Annotated in this window: 26 protein-coding genes; 11 read left to right on the forward strand and 15 right to left on the reverse strand. The window is 40.4% G+C overall.

Translation table 11 applies throughout. The features are described 5' to 3' along the window. Positions 1-35: 35 nt before the first annotated feature. Positions 36-911 (forward strand): EamA family transporter, encoded by an 876-nt coding sequence (locus F899_RS13955; protein ID WP_004896205.1) that lies wholly within the window; start codon positions 36-38, stop codon positions 909-911. A 245-nt stretch (positions 912-1,156) separates the two neighbouring features. Next, positions 1,157-2,035, forward strand: coding sequence for an EamA family transporter (locus F899_RS13960; RefSeq protein WP_004896206.1), 879 nt, complete (start codon positions 1,157-1,159; stop codon positions 2,033-2,035). Positions 2,036-2,100: 65 nt separating this feature from the next. Here the strand turns inward: F899_RS13960 and F899_RS13965 are convergent, their stop codons facing one another. The 3 genes from F899_RS13965 to truB form a co-directional block, all read right to left on the reverse strand. Next, positions 2,101-2,568, reverse strand: coding sequence for a hemerythrin domain-containing protein (locus tag F899_RS13965; RefSeq protein ID WP_004809925.1), 468 nt, complete (start codon positions 2,566-2,568; stop codon positions 2,101-2,103). A 126-nt stretch (positions 2,569-2,694) separates the two neighbouring features. Then, a complete protein-coding gene (locus tag F899_RS13970; protein ID WP_004896209.1) occupies positions 2,695-3,462 on the reverse strand; it encodes a sulfite exporter TauE/SafE family protein in 768 nt (255 codons plus the stop codon). A 22-nt stretch (positions 3,463-3,484) separates the two neighbouring features. Further along, positions 3,485-4,390 (reverse strand): tRNA pseudouridine(55) synthase TruB, encoded by a 906-nt coding sequence (gene truB, locus F899_RS13975; protein WP_004896210.1) that lies wholly within the window; start codon positions 4,388-4,390, stop codon positions 3,485-3,487. Positions 4,391-4,546: 156 nt separating this feature from the next. Here truB and F899_RS13980 point away from each other — a divergent pair, with 156 nt between their 5' ends. From F899_RS13980 to F899_RS15860, 7 genes are all read left to right on the forward strand, one after another. Next, complete coding sequence (locus F899_RS13980) at positions 4,547-5,578, forward strand: lipase secretion chaperone (protein WP_004896211.1); 1,032 nt, start codon at positions 4,547-4,549, stop codon at positions 5,576-5,578. A gap of 396 nt (positions 5,579-5,974) precedes the next feature. Further along, positions 5,975-6,985: a lipase family alpha/beta hydrolase gene (locus tag F899_RS13985; RefSeq protein ID WP_004896212.1), complete on the forward strand. Its 1,011-nt coding sequence runs from the start codon at positions 5,975-5,977 to the stop codon at positions 6,983-6,985. Between the two features lie 266 nt (positions 6,986-7,251). Continuing rightward, positions 7,252-8,220, forward strand: a complete 969-nt coding sequence (locus tag F899_RS13990; protein WP_005223425.1) for an esterase/lipase family protein — start codon at positions 7,252-7,254, stop codon at positions 8,218-8,220. Positions 8,221-8,322: 102 nt separating this feature from the next. Further along, entirely contained in the window at positions 8,323-8,487 is a 165-nt protein-coding gene (locus tag F899_RS15695; RefSeq protein WP_167539044.1) for a hypothetical protein, read from the forward strand. 28 nt (positions 8,488-8,515) lie between these two features. After that, positions 8,516-8,707, forward strand: coding sequence for a lipase family protein (locus F899_RS13995; RefSeq protein ID WP_004896215.1), 192 nt, complete (start codon positions 8,516-8,518; stop codon positions 8,705-8,707). A 44-nt stretch (positions 8,708-8,751) separates the two neighbouring features. Further along, on the forward strand, positions 8,752-8,916 hold the full coding sequence (locus F899_RS15855; protein ID WP_005223427.1) for a hypothetical protein: 165 nt from the start codon (positions 8,752-8,754) through the stop codon (positions 8,914-8,916). A gap of 177 nt (positions 8,917-9,093) precedes the next feature. Further along, positions 9,094-9,252, forward strand: coding sequence for a hypothetical protein (locus F899_RS15860; RefSeq protein WP_228127804.1), 159 nt, complete (start codon positions 9,094-9,096; stop codon positions 9,250-9,252). A gap of 63 nt (positions 9,253-9,315) precedes the next feature. On the opposite strand, the gene rplS is transcribed toward F899_RS15860, so the two are convergent. The 12 genes from rplS to ispH all read right to left on the reverse strand — a co-directional run bounded on the left by rplS (position 9,316) and on the right by ispH (position 20,306). Then, positions 9,316-9,687 carry a 50S ribosomal protein L19 gene (gene rplS / locus F899_RS14000; protein WP_004787066.1) on the reverse strand — a complete coding sequence of 124 codons (372 nt, stop codon included), beginning with the start codon at positions 9,685-9,687 and terminating at the stop codon, positions 9,316-9,318. 174 nt (positions 9,688-9,861) lie between these two features. Beyond that, a complete protein-coding gene (gene trmD, locus F899_RS14005; RefSeq protein ID WP_005223429.1) occupies positions 9,862-10,611 on the reverse strand; it encodes a tRNA (guanosine(37)-N1)-methyltransferase TrmD in 750 nt (249 codons plus the stop codon). Positions 10,612-10,637: 26 nt separating this feature from the next. Continuing rightward, the gene (rimM, locus tag F899_RS14010; protein WP_005223430.1) at positions 10,638-11,186 is read right to left on the reverse strand and encodes a ribosome maturation factor RimM; all 549 of its coding nucleotides are present in this window, start codon (positions 11,184-11,186) and stop codon (positions 10,638-10,640) included. A gap of 18 nt (positions 11,187-11,204) precedes the next feature. Continuing rightward, positions 11,205-11,462, reverse strand: a complete 258-nt coding sequence (gene rpsP / locus F899_RS14015) for a 30S ribosomal protein S16 (RefSeq protein ID WP_005223431.1) — start codon at positions 11,460-11,462, stop codon at positions 11,205-11,207. Between the two features lie 138 nt (positions 11,463-11,600). After that, positions 11,601-12,062 (reverse strand): type IV pilin protein, encoded by a 462-nt coding sequence (locus tag F899_RS14020; RefSeq protein ID WP_004809942.1) that lies wholly within the window; start codon positions 12,060-12,062, stop codon positions 11,601-11,603. 2 nt (positions 12,063-12,064) lie between these two features. Beyond that, positions 12,065-12,568 (reverse strand): type IV pilin protein, encoded by a 504-nt coding sequence (locus F899_RS14025; protein WP_005223432.1) that lies wholly within the window; start codon positions 12,566-12,568, stop codon positions 12,065-12,067. An 11-nt stretch (positions 12,569-12,579) separates the two neighbouring features. Beyond that, entirely contained in the window at positions 12,580-16,392 is a 3,813-nt protein-coding gene (locus F899_RS14030; RefSeq protein WP_005223433.1) for a pilus assembly protein, read from the reverse strand. A gap of 13 nt (positions 16,393-16,405) precedes the next feature. Continuing rightward, a complete protein-coding gene (locus tag F899_RS14035) occupies positions 16,406-17,230 on the reverse strand; it encodes a hypothetical protein (RefSeq protein ID WP_004809945.1) in 825 nt (274 codons plus the stop codon). After that, positions 17,227-18,216, reverse strand: coding sequence for a PilW family protein (locus F899_RS14040; protein ID WP_005223434.1), 990 nt, complete (start codon positions 18,214-18,216; stop codon positions 17,227-17,229). Before F899_RS14040 ends, F899_RS14035 begins: the two co-directional genes overlap by 4 nt. Further along, positions 18,216-18,725 carry a prepilin-type N-terminal cleavage/methylation domain-containing protein gene (locus F899_RS14045; RefSeq protein ID WP_005223435.1) on the reverse strand — a complete coding sequence of 170 codons (510 nt, stop codon included), beginning with the start codon at positions 18,723-18,725 and terminating at the stop codon, positions 18,216-18,218. Before F899_RS14045 ends, F899_RS14040 begins: the two co-directional genes overlap by 1 nt. After that, a complete protein-coding gene (locus F899_RS16015; protein WP_005223436.1) occupies positions 18,725-19,192 on the reverse strand; it encodes a prepilin-type N-terminal cleavage/methylation domain-containing protein in 468 nt (155 codons plus the stop codon). Before F899_RS16015 ends, F899_RS14045 begins: the two co-directional genes overlap by 1 nt. A 163-nt stretch (positions 19,193-19,355) precedes the next feature. Then, a complete protein-coding gene (gene ispH / locus F899_RS14055) occupies positions 19,356-20,306 on the reverse strand; it encodes a 4-hydroxy-3-methylbut-2-enyl diphosphate reductase (protein ID WP_005223437.1) in 951 nt (316 codons plus the stop codon). 134 nt (positions 20,307-20,440) lie between these two features. Here ispH and gmk point away from each other — a divergent pair, with 134 nt between their 5' ends. Together gmk and rpoZ are read left to right on the forward strand one after the other, a co-directional pair. Further along, positions 20,441-21,064 carry a guanylate kinase gene (gmk, locus tag F899_RS14060; protein WP_005223438.1) on the forward strand — a complete coding sequence of 208 codons (624 nt, stop codon included), beginning with the start codon at positions 20,441-20,443 and terminating at the stop codon, positions 21,062-21,064. 74 nt (positions 21,065-21,138) lie between these two features. Next, positions 21,139-21,420, forward strand: a complete 282-nt coding sequence (gene rpoZ, locus F899_RS14065) for a DNA-directed RNA polymerase subunit omega (protein ID WP_004896248.1) — start codon at positions 21,139-21,141, stop codon at positions 21,418-21,420. The last annotated feature ends 170 nt before the right edge of the window (positions 21,421-21,590 follow it).

Consider the following 21,590-nt stretch of genomic DNA (forward strand, 5'->3'; position numbering starts at 1 on the left):
CGCAGTATTCGATTACTTCGAAGCCAAATTTAGTCATGCCAGATTTTAAAATTGCACCGATGGTGCAAGCGCCACTGATTTTGCTGATCGCCATGATCAGCATGCAAAGCAGTGGCTCCTTTGCCAAATATCTGTTTGGCCAGTTTCCAATTCTGACGGTTTCCGCAATGCGCCTATTCTTAGGTGCAGCCGTGTTGGCGTTGATTTTTAAGATCTGGCAAATCAATTTCCGTCAGGTGAAATGGTCAGCGATTATCAGTTATGGCTTAGCTCTGGCTGGCATGAATATGCTGTTCTATCTGGCGATTGATCGCCTGCCACTCGGTATTGCAGTTTCTTTTGAATTTATTGGGCCACTCAGTGTGGCGCTATTTCATGCCCGGCAGAAATTTGATTTTATCTGGGTCGGGCTGGCAATTCTGGGACTGGTGCTGCTGTTTCCCTTTGATCAGGCCGCACAGCCACTTGATCCGATTGGTATTCTATTTGCCTTGAGTGCAGGTGCCTGCTGGGCACTGTATATCGTCGCGGGACAGAAGCCTTCCGGGGTTTCCGGCAACCATACCGTGTGCTTAGGCATGTTTGTCGGTATGCTGGTACTGATGCCAATTGCACTCTTTGCAGGAATGCCAGCTCATACTTTTGAACCAATCAGCCTGATGTACTTTTTAGCTCTGGCAATATTGGCCAGTGCACTGCCCTTTACCCTGGAAATGATTGCACTTAGAAATTTAACCGCTTTGAGTTTTGGAACCTTGATGAGTCTGGAACCTGCAATTGCAGCATTTTCCGGTTTTATCTTTTTGGGTGAAACTTTATTATGGACCGAATGGCTGGCATTAGGCACAATCATTAGCGCTTCAATTAGCTGTACGGTGACCATGCAAAAGCGCAAAAATAAAAATATTTAAATCATTGATCATTTTCTACTGTAGGAATTTTTAAATTCAAAGTTTTGCGCAGTGATTTTTACACTTTGAATTTAAAATTTTCTGGTCATTTATGGAGCTTAAAAATTTAAATTCATTTGCTTTAAATTTAAGGCAACTGTTCACAAAATATTCTCTCCGCCTACTCATCAAAAATTAACCAGTTTGCTATAATCTGCCTTTCTCCCTGACCTGAATTCTGTGCCTGCCTGGCATATCAAACTCCCATGCCAAACGCCCAACTCCTTGCTGTGTTGTACATGGTTTTATCCATGACTTCATACCAGATCAGTGCATCCTTTGCGAAGCAATTATTTACTGTACTGGACCCGCTGACAGTAACCATTTTGCGTCTATGTTTTGCCGCCATTATTGTCTGTGTGATGTTCCGTTCCTGGAAAATTATCTCGCGACTGCCCTATCTCAAATGGAAAGATTTACTCTGCTACAGCGCGGCACTTGGCCTGATGAATATCCTGTTTTATATGTCACTGGGCAGACTGCCTCAAGGGATTGCAGTCGGCCTGGAATTTGTAGGACCGCTAGGGCTGGCACTGTTATCGATTAAAAATCGCAGTGATTATATCTGGGTAATTCTGGCAATTTTAGGAATCGCATTGATGGTGCCATGGGGACAAGCTGCCAATCATCAGTTTGACCTGCTGGGTGCTGCCTGTGCATTAGGTGCTGGTCTATGCTGGGCCTTCTATATTTTCTTTGGTCAGCGTGTGGTACAGCAGAATATGGGTATGCATGCCCTGACCATTGCCATCAGTATTTCTGCGCTATGTTTACTTCCATTCGGACTATATCACAATGCTGCAGCAGTCCTCGATACCCAGCATTGGGGCAAAGCCATTACCATTGCAATTCTGGCAACAGCAATTCCCTATGCACTGGATCTGAAAGCACTTAAACAGCTGAACAAGATGAGCTATGGCACCCTGTCCAGCCTTTCTCCTGCGCTGGCAGCCTTAACCGGTTTTATCCTGCTTGGTGAACGTACCGGCGTATTACAATGGATTGCTTTGGCCTGTATTATGCTGGCTTCCGTCGGGGTCACATTGCGTGCTGCACGTCAGGCCAGAAAGGCAAAAACAGCTTAAATATCTCTTAAAAAAGATGGCTGAACAGCCATCTTTTTTTGCAATACAGTTTTTGAATTTAAAACTTAACTTTGTACCAGCATGTCTTTTTTCATGTCTTTATAACGCTGATATTCATTCTTGTACTGCACAGCTAAAGCGGTCTTTTGCTCTTCTCCAAGAATTTTACCTGCCTGCTGAAAGAAGCCATGTTCTTCTTCTTTTAAGTGATGATGAACCTTTTCTGAAAGTCTTTTGGCAATCGCAATCCAGCCCGGATTACTAAATTCGGTTGCAGTCAGCTCTTCAATCATCTCATCCATTTCATGATGTTCTGCCAAGGCATGACGGGTAATATTCAATCCCGAATCAGTCATCATCAATGGAATATAGAAATAGCGGTCTTCTGCAGTTTCATGGGCAAAGAGTTCGTTTTTAAGCTGCTTGAACAACTCACGGCGTTCTGCCGTATCCCCGGAAGTTTGTAATAGTTTTTCAGCGAGATCACGCTGAATTTCATGACTTTCCCTGAGTGCTTCAAAAATGGTGGTCATGTAATTTTTCTCCTGTTTTTGTCATGCCTTTTTGCATCATAAAGAGGAAATGGCAAGGGTTCAGGAGGTTTTATAAGTAGAAATTGTATAAAAAACTTTAATATCGAGAATGGTTTACATCTATTTTTAAATCAAAAACATCTGATAAGCCATCCGGCAGATCAGCAAACTGACCAATATGAGAAACAGAATCCGGATAAAACCACTGCCATATTTAAAGGCCAGTTTCACCCCAACAATCGAGCCTGCAATATTCGCCACCGCCATCATGGCACCGATCATAAACAGCACATGACCTGTTGGAATAAAGAAACTCAGTGCAGCCAGATTCGTAGTGAAATTGGCAATTTTCGAAAGTGCTGACGCATGTAAAAAATCCACGCTCAGATAACGGATAAAGAAAAATATAAAGAAACTGCCCGTGCCCGGACCAAAAATTCCGTCATAAAACCCGATCATCAAGCTACCAATGGCAGCGAACATCAGCATTTTCCGTGTCAATTTTTGCTCGACATGTACCCGGCCGAACTGTTTTTTCATGAAAGTATAGACCGCGATCACGATCAGCATGACCAGCACAAAAGGCTTGAGAATATCGACCGGAATTAGCGTGACGCTGGCCGCGCCAGCAAAAGAACTGATATAGCTACACAAGGCAACCACGCCGAGCAAAGCCCACGGCAATTTCACCTGTCGCAAATAGGAAAGTGCCGCGGAGGCTGTGCCGAAAATGGAAGCCAGCTTATTGGTACCGAACACGGTCGCTGGCTGCAGATACGGTAGGCTGCTCATAATCGCTGGAATCTGGATTAGACCACCACCACCGACGGCGGCATCAATTGCCCCTGCCATAAAGGCAAAGCCAATCAGACTGATGATGATCTCGATGTCCATATCAACTTTCTCTTAATATTTACTAGAGATTTAACACACGCTTCGGCACCAGACGCTTACGATCAGTAATTTCTGCCAGGCCCAGACATTTCTCACCCTCAAATACCAGCACTTGTGGCTCTGCCGGATGGTCAATATTACTTTCCATACCACGGCTAAAATATTCAGCACGGCCTTCTGGCGCTTGAACCTGCGGAAAATGCTGCACGGGCGCATAAGCCGGTAGCAATAAAGCTTCACGCTCTTCTTCGCTCAGGCTTTCCAGATATTCAATGGTATAACTTGGAATGATGTCAAAATGACCCGTTTGCGTACGATGCAAATAAGTCAGATGACCATAAGTACCCAATGCCTTGGCAATATCTTCACCCAGTACACGGATATACGTGCCTTTAGAACAGGTCACGTTCAGCGTGATGCTATTTTCAGTAAAAGATAAAAGTTCGATGGCATAAATGGTAATTGGACGCGCTTCACGCTCAATTTCAATACCTTTACGCGCCAGCTCATACAGCGGACGACCTTCTTTTTTCAGTGCTGAATACATCGGTGGTACTTGCTGGATTTCACCAACAAATTGGGCAATCGTATCCTTGATTAGCTGTTCATTCAGTTCAGGAACAGCTTGTTCAAGCAGGATTTCCCCCTCGACATCACCGGTAGTCGTGCTATGACCTAGAAAAATAGTCGTTTGATAACGCTTGGTTGAATCCAGCAGATAATGCGAAAACTTGGTCGCCTCTCCCAGACAGACTGGCAGTAAACCAGATGCCAGTGGATCCAGCGCACCTGTGTGTCCGGCTTTTTGCGCACGATATAGCCAGCGTACTTTTTGCAGTGCAGCATTTGAGCTGATGCCTAGAGGCTTATTTAACAGGAACACACCGCTGATATGACGACGCTGAATTTTAGGAGATGAAGATTTCATGGCAAAAAATCAGACAATTTTTAAGTTGGCGCAATGGTAAAACCCTGGTCAATGTTTTACAACTTTTCTATGCTATTCAATCTGTATTTATGGCATATTGAGCCGATTCATTTCTTGATAATAATTGAAGAAAAACAAAATAAAGGTGCATAGGACATGCAGAAATATAAAATATGGATCATTGTTGCTTTAGTGATCCTGTGTCTGGTCACGCTGTTACTGTGGCTTTCCCCTCAGGATGAAAAGCAGACTTCGAATGAACCAGGTAGCGCTCAGCCAGCCATACTAGATAGGGAAGCAAACGCCCTGAATGTCAGTGCCCAGAACAATACTTTTTTTGCCAGCGCCAGCCAGCAGGATACCGAAATCAACTGTCAGATGCAGCTGGATAGCAGTAATCGCCTGATCGTGAATGAACAGACCCGCAACTGTTTTGAATATTTCATTACCCAGTACGGTGAAAAAACTATTGAACAGATTCAGCAGGACTTTAAGACCTATATTTCTCAGAACCACAAAGAACCCGCCCTGTCCCAGATTCTGGATCTATGGGATCGCTATATGCAGTATCGTCAGAGTCTTGGTGAAATAACCCCACCTGCCGGTCTGAATCAGGAAGATCCTGCCTATTACCGCAGTATCTATACCAGTACCCAGAATCTGCGTAAACGATTTTTCTCTAATTATGAAATTGAAGGACTGTTTGGTACCGAAGATACTTATCATGAATATACGCTGGATCGTATGGCAGTTCTGGCAGATAAGAACTTAAGTGAAGCTGAAAAAGCACAGAAACTGAAAGAACTGTTTCAGCAGCTTCCAGAAGATTGGCAGGAAAATCTGGAGCAGCTCAATAAGCTAGAAGATCTACGCAAACTGACCGCAGATATTAAAGCGCGTGGTGGCTCGACTGAAGAAATCCGCCAGATGCGTTTAAATCTGGTGGGTCCTGAAGCCACACAGCGTCTGGAAAATCTGGATAGTAAACGCACGAGCTGGAAGTCCAGTGTGACCAGCTATTTAAATGAGCGTGATAGCATTATGCAAAGCGGCCTGAATGACAGTGCCAAGCAAAAAGCAGTTCAAGAGCTACGTGCGCAGCATTTCAAAAAACCGGAAGAACGTCTACGTGTAGAAACTTTTGAACAGGTACATGATCAGGGAGGTAAGCTACCCTTCGCAGATTAAGCCTAAAAGCCATCACCTGTTGATGGCTTTTTTATCACTGCCATTTGGACAATTTTGTATTTGAACTTCAAGGAGCTACTTCTATGATTGTTTCAAAATATTTTCTCTTACATAAATTTACTTAAGCAAATTATAAATATTTCAAAGACTTTTTATTTAAATACATGTGCATATAAAACATACACTTAAAATTAAACTTCCTTCTGTCAAACATGTCCCCAAATGACATGGTTTTAGACAGCTAAAATGAAAAAATACCGCTACTTACAAAGAAAAATGGCTCGGCCACTCAAGGCTAAGACTGTATTTTATTTTAAAACGTCTGATGGTGTGGGCTACATCACTCTAGAAAAGCAATGATTGCTTGAATAACGATAAAATTAAAAAGGGACGGTTATGCGTACTTTCAACAAGACAGCACAGTTACTGACTGTGACTTTAGCAGCGGCTTTGGGCTTAAGCTTTGCTGCACAAACCCAGGCAGCGGCAAGTGCCACACAAGTCATCGAAAAGACCAAGTCCGATTATGCCAAAACCAAATATCCGATCTTGATGGTACATGGCTGGCTAGGCTGGTCACGCATTGGTACCGATAGTATCGGACTGGATTACTGGTATCAGATTCTGCCGGATATGGCTCGTAATGGCTCGACCGTATTTGCTGCACAATTGTCTCCGGCAAACACAACGATGCACCGCGGTGAACAACTGATTCATCAGGTTGAAGATGTTCTGGCCATTACCGGCAAGAAAAAACTGAACTTGATTGGTCATTCCCATGGTGGGCCGACGGTACTCTATGTTGCAGCGACCCAACCGCAGTATATCGCTTCGATTACCGGCGTGGCAGGCACCTACCACGGTTCCAAAGTTGCAGATGATATCCAGAACAATAGCCTGAGCCGTACTGCCTTCAACATTCTAGGTGATTATATTGTTGGGCCTTTGATTGCACTCGGTCAGTTGAAGCCGGAACTGGAAATTGATTTTGATGCCTCCATGAAATCTCTGACCCAGACCGGTTCGAATACCTTTAATGCCACCGTGGCACAGCAAATGGTGAAAGATGGTGTACTGGCTTCGAACGAAAACTGTAATAAAAATTTAAAACAGAAAGACAGCAAAGGCATTCATTACTATTCCTGGACAGGCGTAGCCCAAGCTACCAATGCTCTGGATATTGATACGATCCTGATGCAGTTAAGTCCTTTATCATATGGCAATAAAGACAATGATGGCATGGTGTCACGTTGTAGCGCGTTCATGGGTAAAGTCATCCATGACCAGTACAAACTTAACCATACTGATCTGGCCAATATGATGTTTGGTCTGAAAGGAATGTTTGCACCAGATCCAGTTGCGCTCTATCGTCAGCACGCCAACCGACTCAAATTACAGGGCTTATAACGCGAGTGCCTATATTTCCAGTGAAATATAGGCTTTTTTTCTGATTCTTTTTTATTTGGCTTATCCGTGATCTAAAAGCTGTAATGGAAAAATAATAGATCACTTAAGTTTTTGCTGTGGGTTTCCCGATTGGCTGACCCTTATTTTTTAATCAAGTAGTACCTTTATAACCGTAACAGCATAGAAAACTGAGTTCCTGCGATAAGGGAACTTTGCACAACAGGATGAGGATCATCCGGTTAAAACAACAAAGTGAGGAAAATATGATGAAATGTGGAGTGTTAATCACTGGTCTACTGCTAGTGGGTACATGTCTCAGTACTCAGGCATCCACCCAAGCCAGTCAGGTCACTGCAAAAGCCAGTTCCAGCTATGCGAAAACCAAATATCCAATTGTTTTTGCACATGGCATGGCGGGCTTTATTCGGATTGGTACCGATCAGTTTGGCTTAGATTACTGGTACCAGATTCTGCCAGATCTGGCGCGTAACGGTGCCAATGTCTGGGCAACCCGTGTTTCACCATTCAATTCCTCCGAAATCCGCGGTGAACAACTTCAACATCAAGTTGAAGAAATTCTGGCGATTACCGGTGCAGAAAAAGTCAACTTGATTGGTCATTCTCACGGCGGTCCAACCATTCGCTATGTCGCAGGTGTAGCACCGGCGCTAGTTGCTTCTCTGACTTCAGTCGGCGCACCACATAAAGGTTCCCCTGTTGCAGACCTGATCCTGCAAGCAGAAGGAACACCTGTACAAGGTCCTTTAGTGGGAGGAATCAATCTGGTATCTAAAGCCATTACTTGGGCACAAGGTCTGGATCCAAACAGTTTCCCACATGACTCTCTGGCGGGTGGTAGCAGTCTAACCTTGGCAGGATCTGCGAAATTTAATCAGAAATATCCAATTGGTATGCCAACTACAGCTTGTGGTGAAGGTGCCTATCAACAGAAAGGCATTTACAACTATTCATTCACAGGTGTTGGTCAAGTCACGAACCTGCTTGATCCTGATTCAGCACTTAAAGTCACTGCCCTGCTCATTGATGGTGGCAAAGAAAATGATGGGCTGGTATCACGCTGTAGCGCCAAGTTCGGTAAAACCATTCGTGATAATTACAACTGGAACCATCTGGATGAAGTGAATATGGTGCTTGGCTTGAAAAACCTGTTTGCTCCAGATCCAGTGGATGTTTACCGTCAACATGCCAATCGGTTAAAACTACAAGGCTTATAAAGCAATTTGTATGATCAGCCCTAATCAACATGAGTAGGGCTTTCTCATATCTTCTTAAAATTGAATTTTATAAAACTTAATATTGCATTGATGCTGTTAGCCATGACATTAACCTTTAATGTTCAAACCAACACATCTCATCTCCAACAGGCAGAAACAAAATTCATCATATCAAGCTATGCAAAAACCCAATATCCGATTGTCTTTGCACATGGACTTCTCGGCTTTAATCGCTTAGCAACAGAAAATTTAGCAATGGATTATTGATATCAAATCCTGCCTGATTTGGCACGAAATGGTTCCACCGCTTTTGCAATACGTATGTCCCCATTTAAGCGAATTACGTGGCGAGCAATATGTGGCTCAACTTCATAAAGTCCTAGCCATTAGAAGTACGAAAAAACTTAATTTAATTGGGCATAGTCATGGTGCACATGCAGTACGTTATGCTGCGGGTGTGATGCCTAAAAAATTGCATCTGCACTAACGGTAGGCGGTGCCAATCAGGGAACAGTTGTCGCATCTGATATTATGAAACTAGCAAATAGCACAGGTACTGCTGAACTACTGAATGTACTGATTAATATCTTCGGAAATGTACTAATGTGGGCACAAGAGCTAGATGGGAAAGCGTTCCCACACAATGCATTGGCAGCCGGTCATAATACCTCTGAAGGAACAGTCGAATTTAACTAACTTTTTAATACGGGACTATCTTTAAAGAAATATGGTGAAGGAAAATATCAAGAGCACTATATTCAATCACCGGTAATAAGCCTGCAACCAATACTTTAAATATCAGTGATGTGGCCATGAAAGCCTTAAATAGATTATCTGCCTATAAAAGAAGCTGCCAATGATGGCATCGTATCAGTGTGTAATGCAAAATTTGGTAAAACTATCCGTAATGATTTTCCATGGAATCATTTAGATGAAATTAACCTGATGTTTGGCATCAAAGGGACTTTTGCACCGGATCCTGTCAATGTCTACCGCCAACATGCCAATCGTTTAAAGTTGCAAGGGCTATAAAATTCAAGCATAAAAAAATGCGCCAAGAGGCGCATTTTTTTATGCTTTAAAGCAAGGCTAAAATTAACCTTGTTTACGAGCTGGCAACTTTTCACGAATACGTGCAGCTTTACCAGAAAGTTCACGTAGGTAGTAAAGTTTAGCACGACGAACGTCACCACGACGTTTCACTTCAATCTTAGCAACGATTGGAGAGTGAGTTTGGAATACACGCTCAACGCCAACACCGCTAGAAATTTTACGTACGGTAAACGCAGAGTTCAGACCACGGTTTTTCTTAGCGATTACAACGCCTTCAAACGCCTGTAGACGTTCACGGTCGCCTTCTTTTACTTTTACTTGGACAACTACTGTGTCACCTGGTGCAAAAGCTGGGATGTCTTGTTTAAGCTGAGCATTTTCAACAGCTTGAACTAAAGGATGCTTACCGCTCATGGGGTATCTCCAATATTGTGGATCAGAAGAGGTCTGATATCCACTGGGGCTAGAGGCTAAAGCGCATAGACCCGATTGACTTTCCCTTTATGCTTGACCGCTTCAATGCATAAAGAGTCTATTTAAGTGTGGCAAAAAAGCGAAGCTTCTTGCCTTTTGCGCTCGGAGAATAAATTAAGATCTATTTCCTTGCAAATCTTTTAGCCATTTTTTTTGTTGCTTTGTCAGTTCGACTTGTTCGACCAATTCAGGTCGACGTTCAAGCGTACGCTGATAACGCTGCAAAAAACGCCATTTTTCAATATTGGCATGATGTCCCGATTTTAAAATATCTGGCACATCCATACCTTCAAAATGGTCTGGCTTGGTATATTGTGGGCAATCTAACAGACCATCCACAAATGAGTCTTGCACATGGGATTGTTCATCCGACATCGCACCCGGAAGTCTCCGGATAATACTGTCCAATAAAACCATCGCAGGGAGTTCACCACCCGACAATACGTAATCTCCAATCGACCATTCCTGATCAACATATTTCTGGATCAAACGCTCATCGACACCTTCATAACGTCCGCACAATACAATTAGTCCGTCATATTTAACGAAGTCCTGTACCGCAGGTTCATTTAAGGTTTTTCCTTGCGGTGACATATACACCACAGGAACATGAACTGCACCCGCTTGCGTTGCAAGCTCTTTGGCACGATGAATTGCTTTCGCTAATGGCTCAGCCATCATCACCATACCGGGACCACCACCAAATGGACGTTCATCCACCCGTTTGTAATTCCCTTCAGCAAATTCGCGTGGATTGATGCAATGAATTTGCATCAAATCACGTTGTGCTGCGCGCCCGCTAATACCGAAACGTGTAATCGCTTCAAACATTTCAGGAAAAAGCGTAATGACTGCAAAAAACATCGCAGACTCCCGTGTTTCCAAAAATGTTAGTAGTCTACGCCCCAATTGACATAGATACGACCCGCTTCGAGATCAACGCGTTGTACCACATCTTTATGCCATGGAATCATGCGCTCTTCGCCATCAATGCTATCAGGGGTTGCGCGAACCACCATGACATCGTTAGCGCCTGTCTCAAACATTTCATGGATTTGACCGAGGTTAATTTCCTGTTCTTTATCATCTAAACCTAACACTGTTAGACCTTTTAAATCAGACCAGTAATACTCGTCCACACCTGCTTGAGGTAGTTGAGCTTTTGAAATCCAGATATTTGCACCAACCAGTTCGTCTGCGCCAGTGCGATCACTCACACCTTTAAGCGAAACAACTAAGCCTTTGCCATGCGGTTTCCAACGTTTTACATCAACAATTTGCCAACCTGCTTTGGTCTCAATGTACCAAGGCAGATAGTCAAATATGTTGCTCATAGGTTCTGTATTGGAATAGACCCAGAGCCACCCATTCAATCCATATGCTGAACGTAGCTGTCCAATCTGAATACGATCTTCGGGAACATTCTGTGTTGGTGTCATGGGCTAGCTACTACCGTATTAAACAGCAGCTGCAGCTTTCTTAGCTTGAGCAGCTAAAGAAGCAACACGATCAGAAGGCTGCGCGCCTTGAGATACCCAGTGAGCAAAACGGTCAGCATCTAAACGAAGTTTTTCTGCTTTACCTTGAGCTGTAGGGTTGAAGAAACCGATACGTTCGATGAAACGACCGTCACGTGCATTACGGCTATCAGTCACAATGATTTGATAGAACGGACGTTTTTTAGCACCACCACGAGTAAGACGAATAACTACCATGATACAACCTTATAGTTTTTACGGATTATCCCTGCATCGACCATCGATACATTTCAAACCCCTTTCATAGAGGGCAGTATTTTACGTGAATTTTGCCCTGAATGAAAGATCAAAAGTTGGTTATCCACAATTTTGAATTTACTTATCTGTCCAACTCAAACACGTACCTGTAGCATCGTCTTTACCTTTATACCAACATTGCGTACCATTATGAGTTAGAGTTAATGCACCATCATTTTTTTGAATACCTGTGGTTATAGGAGTAGCTGTTAATGTCCATGATGAATCAGGAGCATTTGTTATAGTTAAATTATAATAAGCCGATCCAGTTCTAGGTGAAACTGTTTTGCCATACACCTCAGGATTAGTAAGTGGATTAGCTGCATAACCCAGAGTTGTATTATTTTTTCCATAATCTCCATTTGCTAATTTATAAGATTGTAGTTTTTGTGCTATTTCCATCATCGTACTTTGAGTTTCCATACGATTTTTTTGTTTTACATAACTTTGATAAGATGGATAAGCCACAGAAGCCAGAATAGCTAAAACTGCCACAACAATCATAACTTCAACAAGTGTAAAGCCCTTAATCTTACTCATTATTATTTCCATTCCTTGGTATTTGCACCACAATTCGTACTAGTAATACCCAACGAATCTTTAGTCATACACTTTATTCCTCTAGAATCCAATAAAAGATATTCAGAATTTCTAAGCGCACTACCTCTAGTTTGATTGGGAATAGCAATCATTTTCCAGCCCTGCCCAATTGTAGAGTCTTCTAAGGCCTTAGTTGAATCGTTAATATCAACAATCTTGATTTGATAGTTGTAGTTACTTGCAGAATCATATGGAATATTGACCTCTCCTTTTGTTGAGGTCTGATGCTCCGGAATATAACCAGCATAACTTAATTGCTTTCCTTTGTAATTTTCTAAACGCTCAGCAATTTTAAGCATTTCTGACTGTGCCTTTGATTTATTCGCTCTCGCGATGTAAATTTCATAGCTTGGAATAGCGATTGCTGCAAAAACTGCAACAATCACTACTACAATCATCAACTCAATTAAAGTAAAACCTGTATTTTTAATTTGAGGTTTGATCATCGTTATCTTCCTCACCATTCAAACCAACGTACAGGTTTAATTTTTCTATATTGACTATAGGTATAAGTCTTTTGCTCAGTAGGCACTGTATTGTTATTATTACAATTACCCACACACATCTCCTTAGTTTCAGGATTAGGATTTACTAATATTTGTTTTCGGGGATCATTAGAAGTAGGACCAAAATTTGGGCCTACAATTCCTAGATAATCTTTTTTCAAATAAGCAGCACACTCTCCATAAGGCATACATATACGATAAATCGTTGAAAGACCTCTTACCCCACCAGTACAACTATTTGCTACTCCCCCAGTAGCAGTAGCTTTTGGATCATACAAGGAAACATATAGATCGTTCCCTTTAAGATCTGATTCCTCATATGCTCTTGCATAATTACCAGAGTCGATAGATCTCAATTCAAATGCCCACCCCTTTAACATTTTATTTTTGATACTTGCAATATTATCTGAACTAATCTGTGTGGTATCAGTTTTCCCAAGTACACCTGATTTGGCTAGATCATCATATTTAATAATTGCAGAAGGGGTATAATTAGTCGCTAAAGTATTGCTAACTACATCTCGGTCGATAATACCGTAAACCTTATTTTTTGCTTTCTCTTCTTCAAGTGGGAAACTTCGATTACCTGATCCTGCTGTCAACAATACAAATCGCTCTTGCCCTTCATCAAATACAGCCACAGACAAACGCTCATAGAAACGAGGAACAAATAGTGTGGAACCGCTTCCTGTCTGTAGGTTTGCAATAGTCTGAACACGAACTGCTAAATTGCTATCTACTTTTGTAGAGATTTGGTTCGCATTATTTAAATCGACTCTGAATATTTGCCCACCTAAATCTGCAAAATAGATAACATCAGTTAAACCATCTGCATCATAGTCCAATACAGTAGGTTGACCCACAACACTATAACGAATATCAGAATTCTGTGTATATTTATGACTTTGAGTAATGTCTGAAGTATCTGCACTTGTCATCCAGAGTAAAGAACCATTGCTTGCATCTACAATATATAATGCGTTCCCTCTCGTAGAGGTGGTAGGTTCAACATAACTACTTGCAGGTTTCTCATAAATAGACTGATCATATCCTCCACCAAAAATTAATACTCTTTTCTTCTCCCCTTTAACCCGTACATTGGCAATTGTAGGTTTAGACCAGATTTGTGCCATACGCGAAAAACCTGGTTTAGCCGGAGTATTATGAAATAATAAAGATGGTGCAGAAGGTGTACTTATATTCAGCCCATAGAGAGCCTCTCCACCCATTCGTAATCCACCATAAATATTCATTTTATCTGCTTCATATTTCGCAGTAGTTACTGCCCCACTAGTTACAGTAGTAACCTTAAAGGTATTATCAGCTGTCCAAGGAGCATCCACGCCATATTTAATACCATTTTCAGATATTGCATTTTCACTAGCTAATGTTTCAGGCTGATTTACTAATATTTCTTTGGGTATAAAGACGGATTGTTCCTTACCACTGATAGCATCAACAATATGTAAACCACCTTCAATTGAACCATAAATTACATATTCATCCCTACTAGTGACTTTATTATTTAAAATATTGATATCTGATGACTTAGTGACAACTAATGGTTTTGAATGTATCACCCCTCCTAAAAAGCGATAAGGATCTGTAGGATGTGCTATAGCGTTCAAGGTTGCTTTATTTAAATTTGCTGGTTCAGCTTGATACCCTAGATACTTAAGTAAGGATTTACGAGTAGTTATAGAAAAATAACTTTCTGTTCCTATTTTGTCACTATCAGGAATATCCTCAGCAAGATTATCTTTAGTAACTTTCTTGACATTCCCATTTGATAGCACATAGACATTACGGTTGCTATTTATATTACTTATAGCATCATTAGCTATCAAGCGTGAAGATGGAACAGGGATTTTATTCCATGCTCCACCTATATTTATTGGACTATTATCACCTGTCGTAGTTGACCATAAGTCTTTTGCTAAAGGATTAATTTCTTGAGAAGAAGTGTAAAGTGTATTTCCACCAGTCTCACTGTCACTTAATGTTCCATTATAAACATAGTACTTTTTCAGATTTCCTAACCAGGTGGCTCGTGTAGAGTCTTGTAATGGCTGCAACATCGGGAAGAAACCAGTATTCATGGCCTTCGTTTGATCAAGAGGGTCTTTAGGTATACTTATGACTCCAAGGTTAGATGGTTTAAACTCCACCTCCAACCCGCTTAGGAATTGCGTCATGCTACTAATGATATCTTCTGAATTTGATGCCTGATAAAAACCGCCAGTCCCATAATCAGAAGTTCCCCATAAACAGGAGTTTTGAATATCTTTGGAAAGTCCTGGCGCATTGCAATTATAAGTCCCATCTGCATTTTTCGGAATACCAGCAAAAGAACTCCCGAAGCCGATCACAGCAGTTTGAATTTGCACTCCTTGCGGATTACTTTTATTCATGAGTGCTTTTGAGTACTCACCAATACATTCCCAAGCTGAATTATTTCGATCCGATGACCCAGTTGATGAAAGACTGGAACTACAATTGTTTGCCATACTTATAGCATTAGTACCATCACTCTTTTTGAGTGTTAGATTCATCAAGTTTCTGATAGCTTTGGGTTCTGTACCATTTGGATAACCATCGGTAAGGAAATAAATCCCATTGCCACTACAAGTTGAATTAGCGACAGCAGGACTTATATAATTCGAAGAGTTCTTAATATCAGCAAGAGTAGAATAAGTGTTGTGTGCTGTTGAAGTAGAATAATTTCCTACACCTGAGATATATTTACCCGTATTTAAATAACCACTATAAATAGAGTCTGTACCATTTGTTATCGTGTAAGTACTATCTGTTTTTTTAGCGTATACAGCAGAATCAAACCACCCCGTATAACGTGTTACTACATATTCTTTTTGTTCTAGATCTTTTACACTTTGAGCCCCTCCATCACTCCATGTTATCAATTCAGAACCCAAAAATGTACCGTTTTCACATGGCCAATAGTAGTATCCATTTTCACTAAGAGAAGGGGTGTTTTTTTTAGGATTTGGCCAACTTGTACATTCTTTCCAACCAGCCCCAAGCCCAATAATACCTGGTGTATAAGCATACATATCTTTATAAACAGGTACTTCTTCAGTAGTTATACCACTGGTCTTAGTACCCATCATATAAGCGCCAGCTTCTGCATACGCGGCAGCCGTTGGCGTACCCCCAGTTGCTTTTAAACCGGCAACAAAATTTTTTAAATCTGTAACATGAGTAGGATCACTCATCGCTTTTGCCGGTATAGAAACAATACCTTTTTGCCCTTTACCTTCGTATGAATAATAACCTGCCCCCAATTTAATTCCAGATAATGCTCGACTATTTAGCAAAGTAAACATGGCATCTTTAAGACGTGTTAAACGGTCATAACATTTATAGCCTGTTCCATTCACAGTACAATCATTTCGCACACGCTGCTTATAAGTATTATCCAAACCATCATAAATACTTTTAGTAACGGAGCAATAATATCTTTTATATGAGGGAGTTGTTGTAGAATCTTCACTTAATACTGCTTTACTACCTCCGTTTCCATTACGATCTACAACACATATATTGTAATCATCCTGCAAACTCATACTCGAGCCACCGTATCCAGCACCCCACCCCATACTTCCTGAGGTATCTAGCATCATAAAAATACTGGTCTTACCAGAACTATTTCCTTGATAAATACTTAAATCGCTGGAATAACTCCCATTCATACAGCCGAAAAGTAGAACAGGAGATAAGGCCATTATTTGATATTTAGTTTTCATGACTACCCCTTATTTAAATGTTTGATTTCGATTCATTTAATCGAACAATATACTCAGCCACTTGTGTATTTAATGGAACACCCAATTTATTTAAACATTCATGTAAAGTCTCTATCTTTACTTGCCCTAAGGTAGTATCTGCACGATTTTTTAATAATGAGTCATCCATTAATCTATTTCTTAGACATACATTCATGTCGGCAATACTCGCTGATGTCATAGCAGGAGCAAACGAGGTAACTGTGACTCTTACTCGTTTAGTATTAGTATTAGTAGAATCTTTTGGATCCCCGCCTTTATTGACATATTCAAAGCGATTAACTTCAATAGCAGGATCATCCGGACTTACAACAGCAACTTGGGTTACAATTGCCTTGCGGCTTATAGAGAACATAGAAGTTGGATCGCAAAATGCATTAATATTTCCTGATTCTGCAGTCGATTTAGCTTCAATAGAATTTTTTGCTTTTCTTTCTATAATCCTAAAATCACTTAGATTAAAAAATAAATTATTTTTTACCTTACTTTTATTTACTTCTACTTCAGTTGGCTTAAAACACAATTGTAATTCTTTACCTTCATTACCATCGAGTAAAACATGCCCCACTGGAGTTCCAGCTAAATTTTCTGATTCATTTGTATTAAAGTTTTTTTCTAGATGATCTAATGCAACATCAGAAGTTTGCATTAATAAAGTTTGAACCTGTGCATTAGTTGCGATTTTTAAACTAAAAATACTGTTACGTATTGCGTATAAACCAATAATAGTAATTAATACTAATAATATTAATACCGTAATAAGTGTTGCACCTGTCTGGTAATTAGAACGATTTATCATTGAATAACATCTCCTAATCCACCATTACGCAAAGCAACTGTAGTGGTATATACATGTCGCATATAACCATCACTTGGCGCAGTTATCGTTTTATCCAAAACAACAAAACTGTTTTTATTTGACATTGTCACTTTTTCAGATGATCTAACCAGCCAGCCTAAATTTATCCCTATAACAGCTGGCCGATGTTTAACACTAGCCGTGATAGCGATATTGTTATATTCATCTATTCCAAGAGTACGAGTTGAGCCGTTATTATTCCTGACAATTAGCTGTACTCGCATGTACTCAACATTTTTAGCAATCATTTCACCCGGATTTGTCGCATAGCTTCCGGTAAGCGTATTTACCGCTGAAATTGTGGTTGACTCATACGTTTGAGGAACAATCTCCCCCGTCGCAATAAACATTGCATCGGAGCAATTCAAATTTGCTTCATCCTTACCAGAAACTTTATTTATATAATATCTTTCAATTACATACCAACCTTTAGAATGAGTGGTAGCTGTCTTAATAGGTCCCTTCACTTTTTGACCAGTGCATGTAAACATATTCTGGGGAGCTTGATAAATTATTACCAACTGATCACTTTTTAAATAGCTATCAAATGCACTATCGTTATTTAAATTAGATGAAACTAAGTTACTTCCACTTAATAAAGATGTTCCTATTTTTAATCCCTTTAAATTTCCATCTGCCAAAGGAGTAGCTGATCCACTAGTTTGATTACTTAGAACAATTCCTCCATAAAGTGACTCATCATTCATTGCACCTGCATTACCGTGATTCGCCAATCTAATATTTTTTGTCACATAATGCACACCAAAAATACCACTTTCTTGTAGCGAAGACGCAGAAGACTGAATTCTATAATTCAACTGCCCACTAATTAATAACTGTATAGCTACAGCAACTAAAATTAACCCTAAAGTCAAGGCAATCATTAATTCAATAAGTGTAAAACCTAGCTGGTTTATACCTTTCATTAATATGCCTCCAACACCAAGCAGTTTGACTCATCCACATATTTACCATCTGTTTTTAAACATGCATTCTCAGGTGTTTCAGCTTCCGAGCTCACTTTAGCATCCGTAATTGCCTCAGTGTCATTCCATGCAGCAATTAAGCACAATCTTTTTTGACTTTCTGATGTATTCAAACAATCAATCACCCCCACAGCAATACCTTTAGTCAAGGCCGCATCACTATATTGTTTTAAATCATATAAAGCTTGATCGTCTGCATCACATCCATTGCTACAATCAGGCAAATCCTCTGGTATTGCTTCCTTATAATCTCCATTAGGATTTAATCTAATTTTTTCAGCAAGACCATTTAGTATTATTAGTGCATCAGATCTTTTTATAGACTCTTCAGTAGCAGCAGTAGCTTTTATATGTAAAGCAGAATAGCCTAAAATTGCTATTGCTAAAATAATCATAGAAATTAAAACTTCCATTAGCCCAACTCCCGCCTGATGGTTAATAGTTTTCATTAACAAGCAGCTCCTTCTGAAATATCTATAATTCCAGGTATGCTAATTGACAGCACATAGGAACCCACAGATGAGCAAAATATAACTTGCTTAGTAGAATTTAAATTTCCTCGAGGCGTAAAAACTATATGATCAGCAGATAACTCTTTTAAATTCACTTTATTTTTCATATCAATAATAAATACGCTATCCTTCACCAAAGAAGCCGTCAAACTAGCAGAATTAGTTAATTTTCCTTTACATTGGCTTTCTGTTATAGGAGAAATACAAACTATCGTTTCATTTCTATTTAAAATTGCTCGACTTTTTGCTTCTTTCAATATATCTCGCATATGATAACTAGTTGATTTTAAATTTTGTTTTATTATTAGATTTTCAAAAGAAGGCGCTGCAATTGTTGCAATAATCCCTAGGATTGCAATCGCCACCATCAACTCAATTAATGTGAATCCATTCTTTTTCTGCATACTATTCCCCCAGGCAACAAAACTTTACCTCATTAAAAATATTATCTAATTAACTTACAAACCCCACACAAATAGAGATGAATGGCATAAAAAAACAGATAACTGCAAAAATTAGTTATCTGTTTTTTTAAAATTATAAATCAGGTGATAAGTGCGTCACATCTTAAGCTTGAGTGACTGGAATACGCAACTCTTTCGGTAGACTGAATGTGATATTTTCTTCCCGCCCATCCAGCTCTTTAGGAGCTTGTGCACCCCAATCCTGCAAACGTTGAATGACCTGCTTAATTAGAATTTCTGGTGCTGAAGCTCCAGCAGTTACACCAATTTGAGATTTACCTGCAAACCATTCCTGCTTTAGCTCATCGGCATTATCGACCAGGTAAGCAGCTTTACCCATGCGTTCAGCGAGCTCACGTAAGCGGTTTGAATTTGATGAATTTGGAGATCCGACTACCAACACAACATCACAACGTTCAGCCAAGTCACGTACAGCATCCTGACGATTTTGAGTAGCATAGCAAATATCGTCTTTACGTGGGCCTTGAATCAGCGGAAATTTCTGGCGAAGAGCATCAATCACTTTCGCCGTATCGTCAATTGATAAAGTAGTTTGCGTGACAAAAGCGACTTTTTCAGGATTTCGTACCGTTAAAGCAGCGACATCTTCTTCATCTTCAACCAGATAAATTTCACCGCCATTTTTTTTGTCATATTGGCCCATGGTACCTTCAACTTCCGGATGTCCTTCATGACCAATCAGAATCGCCTCAATGCCTTCACGGGCATACTTGGTCACTTCAATATGCACCTTGGTCACCAAGGGACAAGTGGCATCAAAAACTTTCAGACCACGGCGTTCAGCCTCTTGCTGGACTGCTTTAGAAACGCCATGTGCACTAAAAATCACAATATTATCATCAGGAACTTCATCTAGTTCATCAACAAAAATTGCCCCGCGTTGGCGTAAGTCATCTACAACAAATTTATTATGCACGACTTCATGACGCACATAGATCGGTGGATTGAAACATTCTAAGGCACGATTCACGATCGCAATGGCACGATCCACACCGGCACAGAAACCACGCGGGTTGGCTAAAACAATTTCCATAGAATCCTCAATACTCACTCAATTTATGCTGCAACAATTGAAATAAATGTAAAACAATCGACGTACAACTATTTAGTTTAAAGTCGCTCTACTCTAAAATAGAGAAGATATTTTATCATATCAGGAAAAATATCATGTCGGGTCTCTTGTTTGTCGTTTCTGCTGCGTCTGGAACAGGCAAAACATCCCTCGTTAAAGCATTACTTGAACGTGTCAACAATCTTCATGTTTCTGTTTCTCATACGACACGCGGTCAACGACCTGGCGAACTCGATGGTGTGCATTACCACTTCTCTACCAAAGAAAATTTTCTCAATCTGGTCAATGAAGGTGGTTTTATTGAATATGCTGAAGTCTTTGGTAACTATTATGGTACTGCGCAAGCGACTGTAAAAGAACAACTGGCCAAAGGTCATGATGTCCTGCTCGAGATTGACTGGCAGGGTGCACAGCAGGTCCGTCGCTTATTTCCTGAATCCAAACAAATTTTCATTTTGCCGCCGAGTCAGTTTGACTTGCGTCAACGTCTATCTAACCGCGGTACAGATTCTGTTGACGTGATTGAGCATCGTTTGAGCTGTGCGGTAGAAGATATGCAGCAATATGTGAACTTTGATTATGTCATTATCAATGATGACTTCAACAAAGCGCTGCATGATCTGGAAGCCGTGATTATTGCCAACCGATTGGTACTTCATCAACAAGCGAATCGTCATGAAAAACTGATTCAGGCTTTAATTACGCCAAGCGAAGAGTGATTAAAACTTGAGTCTACAGGCAAAGCCTTTTATACTTCGCAGTCTGTTAAAATATTATTCAAACGAGAATTCTTATGGCACGCGTAACCGTTGAAGATTGTTTAGACCATGTAGACAACCGCTTTGAGCTTGTACTAGTGGCAAGCAAACGCGCGCGTCAATTGGCACGTCAAGGCATTGAACCAACTGTAGAATGGGACAATGACAAGCCAACCGTTGTTGCTCTACGTGAAATTGCAGTAGGTCATGTATCTAAAGACATCCTGAAGCAACGTGACCAGGACTACCAGACTTCTAGTCTAGACCTTGCACTTTCAGCAAATAACCTGAATCTGGACGGTTTTTCTTTCCAATAAGAAACCCTTCCTATAAAAAGCCTAGTTTTCAACTAGGCTTTTTTTGTTTTGTGACTTTTATATTCTGTCTAGAACGGTTATAACATAAGGTCGAGTTATCAAGTTTATGCGGTTTTTCTGTGAATAGAAACGGAATAAATTGACAAACTTTGCGATTTGCTTTTCATTAA

It is taken from the genome of Acinetobacter sp. CIP 101934 (genome assembly GCF_000369585.1).
GTDB classification, from domain to species: Bacteria; Pseudomonadota; Gammaproteobacteria; order Pseudomonadales; family Moraxellaceae; genus Acinetobacter; species Acinetobacter schindleri.

Excerpts from the sequence above, each read along its gene's own strand:
- truB (WP_004896210.1), bottom strand. The coding sequence starts at position 4,390 with ATGAAATCTTCATCTCCTAAAATTCAGCGTCGTCATATCAGCGGTGTG.
- F899_RS13990 (WP_005223425.1), top strand. The coding sequence starts at position 7,252 with ATGAAATGTGGAGTGTTAATCACTGGTCTACTGCTAGTGGGTACATGT.
- F899_RS13970 (WP_004896209.1), bottom strand. The coding sequence starts at position 3,462 with ATGGACATCGAGATCATCATCAGTCTGATTGGCTTTGCCTTTATGGCA.
- F899_RS14020 (WP_004809942.1), bottom strand. The coding sequence starts at position 12,062 with ATGAGTAAGATTAAGGGCTTTACACTTGTTGAAGTTATGATTGTTGTG.
- F899_RS16015 (WP_005223436.1), bottom strand. The coding sequence starts at position 19,192 with ATGCAGAAAAAGAATGGATTCACATTAATTGAGTTGATGGTGGCGATT.
- ispH (WP_005223437.1), bottom strand. The coding sequence starts at position 20,306 with ATGGAAATTGTTTTAGCCAACCCGCGTGGTTTCTGTGCCGGTGTGGAT.
- rplS (WP_004787066.1), bottom strand. The coding sequence starts at position 9,687 with ATGAGCGGTAAGCATCCTTTAGTTCAAGCTGTTGAAAATGCTCAGCTT.
- F899_RS14030 (WP_005223433.1), bottom strand. The coding sequence starts at position 16,392 with ATGAAAACTAAATATCAAATAATGGCCTTATCTCCTGTTCTACTTTTC.
- F899_RS14025 (WP_005223432.1), bottom strand. The coding sequence starts at position 12,568 with ATGATCAAACCTCAAATTAAAAATACAGGTTTTACTTTAATTGAGTTG.
- F899_RS15855 (WP_005223427.1), top strand. The coding sequence starts at position 8,752 with ATGAAACTAGCAAATAGCACAGGTACTGCTGAACTACTGAATGTACTG.
- rpoZ (WP_004896248.1), top strand. The coding sequence starts at position 21,139 with ATGGCACGCGTAACCGTTGAAGATTGTTTAGACCATGTAGACAACCGC.
- F899_RS13955 (WP_004896205.1), top strand. The coding sequence starts at position 36 with ATGCCAGATTTTAAAATTGCACCGATGGTGCAAGCGCCACTGATTTTG.
- F899_RS14040 (WP_005223434.1), bottom strand. The coding sequence starts at position 18,216 with ATGAAAGGTATAAACCAGCTAGGTTTTACACTTATTGAATTAATGATT.
- F899_RS13960 (WP_004896206.1), top strand. The coding sequence starts at position 1,157 with ATGCCAAACGCCCAACTCCTTGCTGTGTTGTACATGGTTTTATCCATG.
- F899_RS15695 (WP_167539044.1), top strand. The coding sequence starts at position 8,323 with ATGACATTAACCTTTAATGTTCAAACCAACACATCTCATCTCCAACAG.
- rimM (WP_005223430.1), bottom strand. The coding sequence starts at position 11,186 with ATGACACCAACACAGAATGTTCCCGAAGATCGTATTCAGATTGGACAG.
- F899_RS13985 (WP_004896212.1), top strand. The coding sequence starts at position 5,975 with ATGCGTACTTTCAACAAGACAGCACAGTTACTGACTGTGACTTTAGCA.
- trmD (WP_005223429.1), bottom strand. The coding sequence starts at position 10,611 with ATGTTTTTTGCAGTCATTACGCTTTTTCCTGAAATGTTTGAAGCGATT.
- F899_RS14035 (WP_004809945.1), bottom strand. The coding sequence starts at position 17,230 with ATGATAAATCGTTCTAATTACCAGACAGGTGCAACACTTATTACGGTA.
- F899_RS13995 (WP_004896215.1), top strand. The coding sequence starts at position 8,516 with ATGGTTCCACCGCTTTTGCAATACGTATGTCCCCATTTAAGCGAATTA.
- F899_RS13980 (WP_004896211.1), top strand. The coding sequence starts at position 4,547 with ATGCAGAAATATAAAATATGGATCATTGTTGCTTTAGTGATCCTGTGT.
- rpsP (WP_005223431.1), bottom strand. The coding sequence starts at position 11,462 with ATGGTAGTTATTCGTCTTACTCGTGGTGGTGCTAAAAAACGTCCGTTC.
- F899_RS14045 (WP_005223435.1), bottom strand. The coding sequence starts at position 18,725 with ATGAAAACTATTAACCATCAGGCGGGAGTTGGGCTAATGGAAGTTTTA.
- gmk (WP_005223438.1), top strand. The coding sequence starts at position 20,441 with ATGTCGGGTCTCTTGTTTGTCGTTTCTGCTGCGTCTGGAACAGGCAAA.
- F899_RS13965 (WP_004809925.1), bottom strand. The coding sequence starts at position 2,568 with ATGACCACCATTTTTGAAGCACTCAGGGAAAGTCATGAAATTCAGCGT.